The organism is Pseudomonas putida W15Oct28 (assembly GCF_000708715.2).
Taxonomy (GTDB): Bacteria; Pseudomonadota; Gammaproteobacteria; order Pseudomonadales; family Pseudomonadaceae; genus Aquipseudomonas; species Aquipseudomonas putida_R.
The window spans coordinates 1-11,876 of the sequence record NZ_JENB01000055.1; the positions used below are offsets into that span (position 1 = coordinate 1).

An 11,876-nucleotide genomic window follows, 5' to 3' on the forward strand; every position below is an offset into this window, starting at 1 on the left:
CACCACCGCCATGGCCACCACCGCCACCACCACCGCCATCTTTGGCGTAGGCGCTGGAGCCATGAGAAATCGAGTCAGGGATCAAAACAATGGACGTCGACAGCACGCCAGCTACGGCAACCGCCATTAAAGCTTTCTTGAACAGCAGGTGGATTTGCATAGTCCGTCTCCAGGTCGTCGCCACGAGAACGCCAAATCAGTCAGAAATCTTGTTTTCAGTTGTTCTTTTCTTTGTGTGGGATTTTTTCCCACGCTTAATTAATAGACCCCTGCGCCCCACGCTTCAAGCGCAGCTCGGACAAGCCGACCGGTGGTTGGCCTGCTATGTTTTCCTGATCGCCATGGAGGACCACCGGCATGCAATCGCTACTGACGCTACAAACCCCGCGCTTGCGCGACTACGGCGAGCTGGTGCAGGTCTGGGAGGACTCGGTACGTGCCACTCACGATTTCCTGCCAGAGGGCTACATCGTTTTACTGCGCGAACAGGTGCTGCGCCGCTACCTCGACGCAGTGATGCTGATCTGCTGCAAGGACCGACAACGCATCTGTGGCTTTGCCGGGGTCGCCAACGGGCGCGTGGACATGCTGTTTGTTGCACCTGACTACCGTGGCAAAGGCGTGGGCAAGCGCCTGCTGCACTATGCGATCGACGAGCTGAACGCCGAGCGCCTGGACGTCAACGAGCAAAACCCTCAGGCCTTGGGCTTTTACCTGCATGAAGGCTTCGAGGTAATTGGCCGCTCTGAAACCGACGGCCTGGGCCAGCCCTACCCTCTCCTGCACATGCGCCTGAGCAAAACGGCGTAAATGACACAGATTCCCAGCCCCTCTGCCGCTCAGGCAGGTACAATGCTGGCCTTTCCCTGCCTTTGCGAATTGCCGTCATGTCCGAACCCGTCCGCCTGTCCAAACGCCTTATCGAGCAACTTGGCTGCTCCCGCCGCGATGCCGAGCTCTATATCGAAGGTGGCTGGGTCACGGTCGATGGCGTGGTGGTAGAGCAGCCGCAGTTCAAGGTCGAAGACCAGCTCGTCGAGCTGCTGCCGGGTGCCCGCGTCGAGGCGCTGGAGCCGGTAACCCTGCTGCTCAACCAGGCGGCCGGCGTGGACAGCGAAACCGCCCGCGCGAGCATGAACATGGGCACCCTCAGCGAGGCGCACCGCGAAGGCGTGCGCGCCCTGCACGGGCATTTTACCCGCCAGGCCTGCGTGGCACCGCTCGAGCGCGGCGCCAGCGGCCTGCAGGTATTCACCCAGGACTGGCGCGTATCCCGCAAGATCGAGGCCGACCTGCGTCGCCTGGAGCAGGAGTTCATTGTCGAAGTGCGCGGCGAAACCACACCTCAGGCGCTGGAACGCCTGGCGCGTGGCGCCACGCGCAATGACCGCGAGCTGCCCAAGGCCAAGGCCAGCTGGCAGAACGAGACCCACCTGCGCATGGTGCTGAAAAACCCCCAGCCCGGGCAGATCGGCGAACTGTGCGCCTACCTGCGCCTGGAACTGGTAAGCATGCGCCGCATTCGCCTGGGTGGCGTGTCGATGGGCAAGCTGCCCCTCGGCCAATGGCGCTACGTGGCTACTACCGAACGTTTCTAAGCAATACGCCACGCACAAGCGTGGCACCTGAACAGGATTCTGCAGCAATGAACCACAACGACGTCCTGCGCAGCCTGCGCTACATGCTCAAGGTGAACGACGCCAAGATGGCCGAGATCATCGGGCTTTCCGGCCTCGAGGTGAACCCCCTGGTATTGGCCACCTACCTGAAGAAAGAAGAAGAGGAAGGCTTTGTCCGTTGCCCTGACAGGGTGATGGCGCACTTCCTCGATGGCCTGGTAATCCACCGCCGCGGCAAGGACGACAGCCGCCCGCCGCAGCCGGTCGAGCTGCCAGTGACCAACAACCTCATCCTCAAGAAGCTGCGGGTGGCCTTCGAGCTCAAGGAAGACGACCTGCACGTGATCCTCAAGTCGGTCAACTTCCCGGTCAGCAAGCCTGAACTGAGCGCGCTGTTCCGCAAGGCCGGCCACGAAAACTACCGCCCGTGCGGCGACCAGTTGCTGCGCAACTTCCTCAAGGGCCTGACCCAGCGCGTGCGCGGCTGAGTGGCCATGCAGCATACGGTTGCACCGGTCGGCATCGTCCGCTCCTGCTTCAAGGAGAAATTCGCCATCCCGCGCCAGCCCCAACTGGCGCCTGCGGCGCGCGGCGTGCTCGAACTGCTGCCGCCGTTCGACCAGGGTGATGCGGTCGAAGGCCTGGAGCAGGTCAGCCATGTCTGGCTGCTGTTCCTGTTCCACCAGGCCCTTGAGGACAAGCCGCGCCTGAAAGTGCGGCCACCGCGTCTGGGCGGCAACAAGAGCATGGGGGTGTTCGCCACCCGTGCCACCCACAGGCCCAATGGCATCGGCCAGTCGGTAGTACGCCTGGAGGGTGTGGAGCCCGGGCGCCTGTTGCTGTCCGGGATCGACCTGCTCGACGGCACGCCGGTACTGGACATCAAGCCCTATGTGCCGTATGCCGACTGCATTGCAGACGCCAGCAACCAGATGGCCAGCGCCGCGCCCGACGCGATTGCCGTGCAGTGGGGCGACAACGCCCTGCCCCAGGCCCGCGAGCATGCACTGCGCCTGGCTGAGCCGCTGGTAGAACTGATCGAACAATGCCTGGCGCAAGACCCGCGTCCCGCCTACCAGGTACCACCGGCCGAGCGGGTGTACGGGGTGAAGTTCTGGGATGTGCAGGTAAGGTGGCATTACCCGCAGCCGGAGATGATCCGGGTGTTGGAGGTAGTGCTGGCTTGAGTTCAGGGCTTCGCACCTGTGGGAGCGCGTAACGAGCAGGTATGAAAAAGGCGACCCTAGGGTCGCCTTTTTCGTTCTACAGCAGCGAGATCAGCGAGCAGGGCCTTCGGCCACGCCCAGGTCATCGGTTGGACGGGTATCTACCAGCGGCGCACCACCGGAGGCGAGCTCCGAGGCCAGCTTGTCGTTGTCCATTTCCTTGACCCACTTGGCCACGACCACGGTGGCAACGGCGTTGCCGATCAGGTTGGTCAGGGCGCGGGCTTCGGACATGAAGCGGTCGATGCCGAGGATCAGCGCCAGGCCGGCAACCGGCAGGTGACCAACAGCCGACAAGGTGGCGGCCAGCACGATGAAGCCCGAACCGGTCACGCCTGCAGCACCTTTGGAAGCCACCAGCAGCACCAGCAGCAGGGTGATCTGGTGGGTGATGTCCATGGTGGTGTCGGTGGCCTGGGCGATGAACACCGCAGCCATGGTCAGGTAGATCGAGGTGCCGTCCAGGTTGAACGAGTAACCGGTCGGGATGACCAGGCCAACGACCGACTTCTTGGCGCCCAGGCGTTCCATCTTGGCCAGCATGCGTGGCAGGGCCGATTCCGAAGAGGAAGTACCCAGCACGATCAGCAGCTCTTCACGGATGTAGCGGATCAGCTTGAGCACGCTGAAGCCGTGGGCGCGGCAGATACCGCCCAGCACCACCAGCACGAACAGCAGGCAGGTGATGTAGAAGCAGGCCATCAGGTAGCCCAGTTGCACCAGCGAGCCAACGCCGTACTGCCCGATGGTGAAGGCCATGGCGCCGAAAGCGCCGATCGGGGCCAGCTTCATGATCATGTTGATGATGTTGAACATGACATGGGCGAAGCGGTCGATCATGTCCAGCAACGGCTTGCCGTAGCTGCCCAGACGGTGCAGGGCGAAGCCGAAGATCACCGAGAACATCAGCACTTGCAGGATGTCGCCGTTGGCGAAGGCACCCACCACCGTGTTAGGGATGACATTGAGCAGGAAGCCGACGGTGGTCTGCTGTGCGCCGGCGGCGGCGTAGGCGGCTACGCTGCTGGCGTTCAGGGTGCTGACGTCGATGTGCATGCCAGCGCCTGGCTTGACCACGTTGACGACGACGAGGCCGATGATCAGGGCGATGGTGGAGACGATTTCGAAGTACAGAAGCGCATAGCCGCCAGTCTTGCCGACCGATTTCATGCTCTGCATGCCGGCAATGCCGCTGACCACGGTGCAGAAGATGATGGGCGCGATGACCATCTTGATCAGTTTGACGAAGCCATCACCCAAAGGTTTGAGGGCGACGCCGGTCTCTGGGTAGAAGTGGCCGAGCAGAATGCCGATGGTGATGGCAACGATCACCTGGACATACAGGGATTTGTACAGCGGCTGACGTGTCGTCATGGCTCATTTTCCTCAAGTGTGCCGGTTCACCCTTCCCAGGGTGATGGGGCACCTGAATCGCTAACCCTCCTGCACTTGGAGGGATTTGTCGTTGTGTTCGAGCTGCCTGGGCAGGCCTCTGCGAAGATCAATAGCAAGGGTGGTGCCAAAATGCCCATGAAGGGTGCAAAGGCCATATTTGCTAGGGATAAATGCCCAACGACAGGGCGATTTTCCTGAGGAAGGCTGGCGGATTTCCGCCCGGTGGCGGGATTTGTACAGGGGTGTTGGCGGGAATCCGCCCTCCCTGAAGGAAATGTATTGAGCTTTTCGCGGGCTTGCCCGCTCCCACAGGGACCGCGCTGTACTCCGGACCTGTGCAGCACCTGTGGGAGCGGGCGTGCCCGCGAAAGGGCCGGTAAGACCAGCCAATCAATCCAGGTGGAAAGTAATCCTGAACGCCGCCCCGCCCAAGGGAGAATCCCCAAGGCTCAGCTCGGCGTCATAGCTGTCAACGATGTCCTTGACCACCGCCAGCCCGATGCCCTGCCCCGGGTGCTGGCTGTCCAGCCGCTCACCACGCTCCAGAATGCGCTCGCGCTGATCAGCCGGCACCCCCGGCCCATCGTCTTCGATACACAAGGTCAGCTGCCCGGGTGCCTGCTCCAGGCTCACCCGCACCTGGCCCAGGCTCAGGCGGTAGGCGTTTTCCAGCAGGTTGCCGAGCATTTCCAGCAACGCGCCCTGCTCCATCGGCACCTGCGCCGCATCGGGCAGTTCCAGCGCCACGTTCACCCGCTTGTCCCGGTACACCTTGGCCAAGGTGCTGCACAGGCTGTCGAGCAACGGCCGCAGACTCACGCTGTGGCGCACCAGGCCGCTCTTGCGCAGGCTGGCGCGTTGCAGCTGGTAGTCAATCTGCTGGCTCATGCGCTCAATCTGGCTTTGCAGCACCCGCGCCTGCTCGCGCTCACCGCTACGCTGCTGCAGGCTTTCGCCCACACCCTGCAACACCGCCAGTGGCGTCTTCAGGCTGTGCGCCAGGTCATCCAGCGAATCGCGGTAGCGCGTGCGCTGCTCACGTTCGCTGCGCAACAGGCGGTTGAGCGAGCGGGTCAGGCGCAGCAGCTCGCGAGGGTGCTCGCCGCTCAGGCCATCGCGCGCGCCCGATTCCACTTCATCCAGCTCGTGGCTAAGCCGGCGCAACGAGCGCAGGCCCCAGGTCAGGCCAGCCCATAGCAGCACCATCAGCGCCAGCAAGGCAGCACCGAAGCCAAGGTACAGCTTTTCCCGCAGGCCATTGAGCGTGGCTTTGTACTCGCTCAGCGGCTGCAGGGCGACAATGCTGTAGGCGGCGCTCTGGCCACCCAGCAGCTTGATCTCGACGTCGTAGACAAAAAACTCTTCGCCATCTGCCTGATGAATGCGGGCGAACTCATTGCCGCGCCCGTCGTAGCGCGGGTGGTAGTTGATGTGCCGGTCAGCGGTGGCCCGCGACTGCCAGACCAGATTGCCATCGCGGTCAAAGATATAGCCGAGCAAACCCGTGTACGGCAGGTTGTAGCGCTCGTCCGGTAGCAGGGCCGGCATCTGCAACTGGCCATGGTCGATGCGCGCGGCGGAAATCAGCGTGGTCACATCCGAAGCCAGGCGCTGCTCGATCGATTCCTGCAGGGCCAGGCTGAAGGCCTTCTGCAAGGCCGGCAGCAGCGCCAGCATGAACAGCAGTGCCAGTACTGCGGCAGCCAGCATCAGGCGTACCCGCAGCGAGCGGATCATCGGCAGCGCTCGGTGAACAGATAGCCCAGGCCGCGCACGGTGTCGATGGGTTTGAAGCCGTGCTCGCCATCAAGCTTGCGGCGCAGGCGGCCGACCAGCACTTCGATGACATTGGGGTCGCGCTCCTCGTCCCCGGGGTACAGCTGTTCCATCAGGCGGTCCTTGGCCACCACCTGCTGATGATGGCGCATGAGGTATTCGAGAATGCGGTATTCGTAGGCGGTCAGCGCCAGGGGCAGTTCGTCGAGGGTGGCCTGCTTGCGGTTGAGGTCGAGTACCAGGGGGCCTGCGGCGATGGTCGACTGGGTGAAGCCGCTGGAGCGGCGCAACAGGGCATTCAGCCGCGCTTCGAGCTCTTCGAACTGGAACGGTTTGACCAGGTAGTCGTCAGCTCCGGCGGCCAGGCCCTCGACCTTGTCCTGCCAGTTGCCACGGGCAGTAAGGATGAGAATGGGGAAGGTCTTGTCCTGGCTGCGCAGGCGCGTGATCAGCTCCAGGCCACTTATACCGGGCAGGCCCAGGTCGATGATCGCCAGGTCGAAGTGGTACTGACCGGCCTGGTACAGCGCCTCCTCGGCATCGGCGACCGCCTCGACCACATGGCCGCTTTCGCCCAAACGGGTGTAGAGGTGATGGCGAAGCAGGGCTTCGTCCTCGACCACCAGCAGTTTCATGTGCAGCTCCTTAATGTGTATTGCCTGTGCCGGCCTCTTCGCGGCTAAAGCCGCTCCCACAGGGATCGCACAATGCCCGAAATTTGTGCAGTACCTGTGGGAGCGGCTTTAGCCGCCAAGAGGCCGGTACAGGATAACGCGGCTCGCCCGTCAGAACTTGTAGGAAGCCGCCAGATAGGTCTGCGCACTGCTGGTCAGGCGCAGGGTGCCGTCCTTCGGCCCGCCATGCGCGCCCACTTCGGTCGCAGCATTGGTGCGCAGGTAACGGTAGCCCAGCTCCACCGACGCCTTGTCGGTGATGTCCTGGATCACGCCGGCCTGCAGGCCGTAGGCATAACCGTAGTCGGTATCCCGGCTGGCGCCTGGCGAGTCCTGGGTGAGCTTGGTCATGCCCAGGCTGCCACCGCCGAACAGTTTGGTGGTATCGCCCACCGGCAGGAACAGGTCATAGCTGCCCAGCAGGTTTTCCTGGCGCAACTTCAGGCCACTGTGGTCACCCGAGACGTTGTCATAGGTCATGTAGTAGCGGCCCTGGTCATTGATCTTGCCCACACGGACACCCCAGGTGTCGTCCTTGCCGATGATGCCATCGGCGTTGAGCTGGTCGGTGTTGCGCTGCAGCAGGCCGGACTTGCGAACCTTGTCGCTGGTCTGGCCGTAGGTCAGGCTGGCGAAGTTGTCGTCGGCAGCCTGGGCAGTGGTGATGCCAGCGGCGCAGACGGCCATGGCGGCAAGCAGGGTGTTGAAGGTTTTCATGCCTGGATACTCCAGTTGGGTGCGCTGTTTCGGTCTGGAAGCTAGAGTAAGCAGGGCACCCTGAACCGCGACTGAACCCTGGCTGAACCCCGGCTGAACGAACTGTCTGCAAGACAAGGAGTAGTGAAGATGCGTGCCCTGCTGGCCCTGACCCTGATGTGCAGCGCCGCCCTCGCCCAAGCGGCGGTAGTGACCCGTGAAATTCCTTACCAGGACGACGACGGCAACCGCCTTGTCGGCTACTACGCCTACGACGATGCGCTGGACGACAAACGCCCAGGCATCGTTGTGGTACATGAATGGTGGGGCCTGAACGACTATGCCAAGCGCCGTGCACGAGATCTCGCGGCCCTGGGCTACAAAGCGCTGGCCATCGACATGTACGGCGATGGCAAGCACACCGAGCATCCGCAGGATGCCCAGGCATTCATGGCCGAAGCGATGAAGGACCCGGCCGCGGCAGCAGCACGTTTCGACGCGGGGCTGGAGTTGCTGAAAAAGCAGCCGAACGTCAACAAGCACCAACTGGGCGCTGTGGGCTACTGCTTTGGCGGCAAGGTGGTGCTCGATGCCGCACGCAGGGGAGAAAAACTGGACGGTGTGGTGAGCTTCCATGGCGCACTGGCCACCCAGACGCCGGCCAAGCCCGGCGTGGTGCGGGCCGATATCCTGGTCGAGCATGGGGCGGCGGACAGCATGGTCACCCAGCAGCAGGTGGACGCGTTCAAGGCAGAAATGGATGCGGCCAAGGTCAACTACCAATTCGTCAGCATTGACGGCGCCAAGCATGGGTTTACCAACCCCGATGCTGACCGGCTGAGCCATGGCGACCATGGGGGGCCGGACATTGGCTATAACAAGGCAGCGGACGAGAGCTCGTGGGCGGATATGCAGGCGTTCTTCAAGCAGGTGTTCAAATAAGGATTGCCGGGGCCGCTTTGCGGCCCATCGCGACACAAGGCCGCTCCTACACAATGCAGCGCGGTACCTGTAGGAGCGGCCTTGTGTCGCGATGGGCTGCGCAGCAGCCCCCTGCTATTCCACCTCCCACACCGCCGCTGCGGCTGGCACAATAGCGCCATGAACACTCTCCCCGCCTGCTGCGCCCCACTCCAGCACCACTGGCCCTTGCCCCGCCCGCTGCCCGGCGCGGTGCTGGTCAGTTGCGCCTTCGACCCTGCCCGCCTGGCACCCGACGACTTCCAGCGCGCCGGCGTCGTGCCCAGCGCCAGCCTGCAGCGCTCGGTGGCCAAGCGCCAGGCCGAGTACCTGGCCGGTCGCGTATGCGCCCGCGCCGCGCTGCAGCGCCTGGACGGTCGCGACTATGTGCCCGGCACCCATGAGGACCGCTCGCCGATCTGGCCGGCGGGCATCCACGGCTCGATCACCCACGGCAAAGGCTGGGCCGCCGCCGTGGTCGCCGCCGAGGGCAGCTGCCAGGGCCTGGGCCTGGATCAGGAAGCCTTGCTGGATGACGAACGCGCCGAACGGCTGATGGCCGAAATCCTCACCCCGCCCGAACTCGAACGCCTGGACCGCCACCAGCTCGGCCTGACGGTCACCCTGACCTTCTCGTTGAAGGAAAGCCTGTTCAAGACCCTCTACCCGCTGACCCACAAGCGCTTCTATTTCGAACACGCCGAAGTGCTGGACTGGTCCACCGAAGGCCTGGCCCGCCTGCGCCTGCTCACCGACCTATCGCCGCAGTGGCGCCAAGGCGCCGAGTTGCAAGGCCAGTTCTGCCTGCAGGACGGCCACCTGCTCAGCCTGGTCAGCGTCTGACCTTTACAGCGGCGCCTGCTGCCGTGGCCAGGTCAGGCTGAAGCAGGCGCCACCCAACGCTTCGCTGCGCCCCACCGTCGCCCGGCCCGTGTGCCAGTAAATGATTCGCCGCACGATCGACAGGCCCAGGCCGTGCCCACCTGAAGCACGGGTGCGGCTGTCGTCCAGGCGGGTGAACGGGGTGAAAATACGGTCCCAGAAGCCCTCGGGAATCCCCGGGCCGTCATCCTCCACATCGATGCGGCAGCGCTGCTGCCCCAACTGGTAGCTCACGCGCACCTCAGACCCGGCATGGCGCATGGCGTTGCTGACCAGGTTCTGCAGCGCCCGGTGCAAGTAACGCGGTTCGGCCTCGACCCAGGCGCCTTCGGCATCCGCGCCCTGGCAGTCGCCGCGCACCACCCGCACCTCGGCACGCAACGGGGCCAGCTCTTCGATCACCCGCGCGAGCAAGGCGTCCAGGTCGACCCGCTGGAACTTCAAGGCCGGCGCACCTTGCTCCAGGCGGGCGTAGGTCAGCATTTCATCGACCAGCTTGTCGAGGTCCTGGATATCCCCGTCCATGCCCGCCAGGTGCTTGGCCCGCGCCTGCTCGCTGGTGGCACTTTCGATCATCTCCAGGCCAAAGCGCAGGCGCGCAACCGGGGTACGCAACTCGTGGGACACCGCCCGCACCAGCTCGCGCTGCATGCTCAGCGAGCGCTGCAGGTGCTCGGCCATGCCGTTGAAGGCGGCGGCCAGGCGCCCTACCGAGTCGGCGTCGCCGGCGGGCACCCGGGTGTCCAGGCTGCCTTGGGCGATGCGTGTGGCGGCAATTTCCAGGCCCGACACACGGCGCTCCAGCTGGCGCACCAGCAGGTAGACCACCAGGCCGATCAGGCACAGGCCGAGGAAGGTGATCAGGGTCAGCAACTGCGGCGGATACGGGTTGAGCTGGTACAACGGGCCGATTTCCAGCACCCAGGGCGAGCCTGCCAGCCCGGCAAACACACGGATCGAGTCGCCATCCTTGCCCAGCGCCATGACCGTGTCGCCCTCCTCGACCCGGCGCCGCTGGTCATCGTCCAGGCTCACCCGCTCGATGCGCTGCAGGGCGACGCCAAAGCCGAAGCCCTTTTCCTGCTTGATCTGTGCCAGCCGCTGCTGCTGCTCGGTTACCGGATAGCGCACCAGCTCATCGGCCAACAGATACAGCGTGGCCCGCGCCAGTTGCTCGCTTATCTGTTTGATCTGCGCCACCAGCATCAGGTCTTCCTGGCCGACCTTGCGCAGCACTTGCGCCGCATGCGGGCCGGTCTTTTCGACCACCACCAGGCCGCGGTACAGCCGCGCGCGCTGGCCACCGTCGAGGGTGCGGGCAGTCATCGGTTGCAGCGCCAGCGGCACACCGAGCAATCGCTCCCAGATCAGCAGCGAGCGCTTGCGTTCAGTTTCATTCTGCTGTGCCAGGTTGTCAGCCATCAGGCTGAAGGTGCCTTGGGCCAGGCCCTCACGGTGCTGGGCGGCGCGCACTTCGTTGACCAGGTGCAGGGTGAGCACGCCGAGCAGCGCCACCAGCACCAGCACAGCCAGCATGCCGCCGTAGATACGCAGAAAGATCGAGTTGTTCATGGCGCTTCGCCGACAAACAGGTAGCCCTTGCTGCGCAGGGTCTTGATCAGCCGTGGCTGAATCGGGTCATCGCCTATCTTGGGGCGGATTTTCGAGATGCGGATGTCGATGGAACGGTCCTGGCCGTCGTAGCCCACGCCACGCAGTGCGGTGAAGATCTGTTCGCGGGTCAGTACCCGGCCGGCGTTGCTGGCCAGCAGCCAGAGCAGGTCGAATTCGGCGCCGGTCAGCTCGATCAGCTGTTCGCCCAGGCGCGCCTCGCGCAGGCGGTTGTCGATACGCAGGGCGCCGAAGGCCAGGTCCTGGCGCTTGCTGTCCACGGCTTCGCTGCGGCGCAGCAGGGCCTGGATGCGCGCCAGCAGCAGGCGTGGGCGTACCGGTTTGCAGACGTAGTCGTCGGCCCCCAGGTCCAGGCCCTGGACCTGGTCGAGTTCGTCGCTGCGTGCGGTGAGCATGAGGATCGGCCCGGGGTACTGGTTGCGCACCCGGCGGCAGATGCTCAGGCCGTCCTCGCCAGGCAGCATGAGGTCGAGGATGACCATGTCGGGCTGGCTGTCGACGATGCGCCGCGCAGCACGGGCGCCATCGCCCTCCACCGCGACCTCGAAGCCGTTGGCCTGCAGGTACTCGGCGGTGAGCTCGGCCAGACGCTGGTCGTCTTCGACAATGAGGATGCGGGGTACGGGGTGGTCCATGGCCTCTGCCTTTGCTTGTTATTTTTTTGTTGCCTGTACCGGCCTCTTCGCAGCACAAGGCTGCTCCTACAGGATACGCCGCTCTTCTGTAGGAGCAGCCTTGTGCTGCGAAGGGGCCGGTACAGGCAACATAACCCTTTAACCAAAAGGCAACATCCCCTCTGGATACTCAGTAGCACCCTCGGCGCTGCCGGCCCGCCCACAGCCACCTCGACTGAACCGTTTTTTGTGATAGGGTTCGCGCCCGAAAAAAACTGCCCTGGGGCAGCAAGGCGCAGAAAAATACTGCAAACCACTTGGCACAAGGCCTACAGCGAATACCCACTATTCATTCACAAAGTACGCACAAGTTATCCACAGCCGCTCGCCTTGCAAAGCCCC

At 63.9% G+C, this 11,876-nt stretch carries 12 protein-coding genes; 6 read left to right on the forward strand and 6 right to left on the reverse strand.

The genetic code is table 11. From position 1 onward, the window contains the following. Positions 1-357: 357 nt before the first annotated feature. From AK81_RS24830 to tsaA, 4 genes are all read left to right on the forward strand, one after another. A complete protein-coding gene (locus AK81_RS24830; RefSeq protein WP_043203492.1) occupies positions 358-810 on the forward strand; it encodes a GNAT family N-acetyltransferase in 453 nt (150 codons plus the stop codon). Positions 811-887: 77 nt separating this feature from the next. Further along, a complete protein-coding gene (locus tag AK81_RS24835) occupies positions 888-1,598 on the forward strand; it encodes an rRNA pseudouridine synthase (RefSeq protein ID WP_043203494.1) in 711 nt (236 codons plus the stop codon). A gap of 47 nt (positions 1,599-1,645) precedes the next feature. Further along, a complete protein-coding gene (locus tag AK81_RS24840) occupies positions 1,646-2,107 on the forward strand; it encodes a DUF1456 family protein (RefSeq protein ID WP_043203495.1) in 462 nt (153 codons plus the stop codon). Between the two features lie 6 nt (positions 2,108-2,113). Continuing rightward, on the forward strand, positions 2,114-2,806 hold the full coding sequence (gene tsaA / locus AK81_RS24845; protein WP_043203496.1) for a tRNA (N6-threonylcarbamoyladenosine(37)-N6)-methyltransferase TrmO: 693 nt from the start codon (positions 2,114-2,116) through the stop codon (positions 2,804-2,806). A 90-nt stretch (positions 2,807-2,896) separates the two neighbouring features. Here tsaA and AK81_RS24850 read toward each other — a convergent pair whose 3' ends face one another. The 4 genes from AK81_RS24850 to AK81_RS24865 all read right to left on the reverse strand — a co-directional run bounded on the left by AK81_RS24850 (position 2,897) and on the right by AK81_RS24865 (position 7,407). Beyond that, positions 2,897-4,219 carry a dicarboxylate/amino acid:cation symporter gene (locus tag AK81_RS24850; RefSeq protein WP_043203497.1) on the reverse strand — a complete coding sequence of 441 codons (1,323 nt, stop codon included), beginning with the start codon at positions 4,217-4,219 and terminating at the stop codon, positions 2,897-2,899. 411 nt (positions 4,220-4,630) lie between these two features. Continuing rightward, entirely contained in the window at positions 4,631-5,977 is a 1,347-nt protein-coding gene (locus AK81_RS24855) for an ATP-binding protein (protein WP_043203499.1), read from the reverse strand. Beyond that, positions 5,974-6,651, reverse strand: coding sequence for a response regulator (locus tag AK81_RS24860; protein ID WP_043203501.1), 678 nt, complete (start codon positions 6,649-6,651; stop codon positions 5,974-5,976). The genes AK81_RS24855 and AK81_RS24860 overlap by 4 nt, the downstream gene beginning before the upstream one ends. Before the next feature lie 150 nt (positions 6,652-6,801). Next, a complete protein-coding gene (locus AK81_RS24865) occupies positions 6,802-7,407 on the reverse strand; it encodes an outer membrane beta-barrel protein (RefSeq protein WP_016488681.1) in 606 nt (201 codons plus the stop codon). 129 nt (positions 7,408-7,536) lie between these two features. On the opposite strand from AK81_RS24865, the gene AK81_RS24870 reads away from it, so the two are divergent. Together AK81_RS24870 and AK81_RS24875 are read left to right on the forward strand one after the other, a co-directional pair. Continuing rightward, on the forward strand, positions 7,537-8,328 hold the full coding sequence (locus AK81_RS24870) for a dienelactone hydrolase family protein (RefSeq protein WP_043203503.1): 792 nt from the start codon (positions 7,537-7,539) through the stop codon (positions 8,326-8,328). A gap of 159 nt (positions 8,329-8,487) precedes the next feature. Further along, positions 8,488-9,189 carry a 4'-phosphopantetheinyl transferase family protein gene (locus AK81_RS24875; RefSeq protein ID WP_043203506.1) on the forward strand — a complete coding sequence of 234 codons (702 nt, stop codon included), beginning with the start codon at positions 8,488-8,490 and terminating at the stop codon, positions 9,187-9,189. A gap of 3 nt (positions 9,190-9,192) precedes the next feature. Here AK81_RS24875 and AK81_RS24880 read toward each other — a convergent pair whose 3' ends face one another. Then, complete coding sequence (locus AK81_RS24880; RefSeq protein ID WP_043203509.1) at positions 9,193-10,800, reverse strand: ATP-binding protein; 1,608 nt, start codon at positions 10,798-10,800, stop codon at positions 9,193-9,195. Next, positions 10,797-11,495, reverse strand: coding sequence for a response regulator transcription factor (locus AK81_RS24885; RefSeq protein WP_043203510.1), 699 nt, complete (start codon positions 11,493-11,495; stop codon positions 10,797-10,799). Before AK81_RS24885 ends, AK81_RS24880 begins: the two co-directional genes overlap by 4 nt. Positions 11,496-11,876: the final 381 nt, after the last annotated feature.

What these genes read in the sequence shown, in the direction of transcription:
- AK81_RS24830 (WP_043203492.1), top strand. Translation starts at nt 358, where the DNA reads ATGCAATCGCTACTGACGCTACAAACCCCGCGCTTGCGCGACTACGGC.
- AK81_RS24835 (WP_043203494.1), top strand. Translation starts at nt 888, where the DNA reads ATGTCCGAACCCGTCCGCCTGTCCAAACGCCTTATCGAGCAACTTGGC.
- AK81_RS24840 (WP_043203495.1), top strand. Translation starts at nt 1,646, where the DNA reads ATGAACCACAACGACGTCCTGCGCAGCCTGCGCTACATGCTCAAGGTG.
- tsaA (WP_043203496.1), top strand. Translation starts at nt 2,114, where the DNA reads ATGCAGCATACGGTTGCACCGGTCGGCATCGTCCGCTCCTGCTTCAAG.
- AK81_RS24850 (WP_043203497.1), bottom strand. Translation starts at nt 4,219, where the DNA reads ATGACGACACGTCAGCCGCTGTACAAATCCCTGTATGTCCAGGTGATC.
- AK81_RS24855 (WP_043203499.1), bottom strand. Translation starts at nt 5,977, where the DNA reads ATGATCCGCTCGCTGCGGGTACGCCTGATGCTGGCTGCCGCAGTACTG.
- AK81_RS24860 (WP_043203501.1), bottom strand. Translation starts at nt 6,651, where the DNA reads ATGAAACTGCTGGTGGTCGAGGACGAAGCCCTGCTTCGCCATCACCTC.
- AK81_RS24865 (WP_016488681.1), bottom strand. Translation starts at nt 7,407, where the DNA reads ATGAAAACCTTCAACACCCTGCTTGCCGCCATGGCCGTCTGCGCCGCT.
- AK81_RS24870 (WP_043203503.1), top strand. Translation starts at nt 7,537, where the DNA reads ATGCGTGCCCTGCTGGCCCTGACCCTGATGTGCAGCGCCGCCCTCGCC.
- AK81_RS24875 (WP_043203506.1), top strand. Translation starts at nt 8,488, where the DNA reads ATGAACACTCTCCCCGCCTGCTGCGCCCCACTCCAGCACCACTGGCCC.
- AK81_RS24880 (WP_043203509.1), bottom strand. Translation starts at nt 10,800, where the DNA reads ATGAACAACTCGATCTTTCTGCGTATCTACGGCGGCATGCTGGCTGTG.
- AK81_RS24885 (WP_043203510.1), bottom strand. Translation starts at nt 11,495, where the DNA reads ATGGACCACCCCGTACCCCGCATCCTCATTGTCGAAGACGACCAGCGT.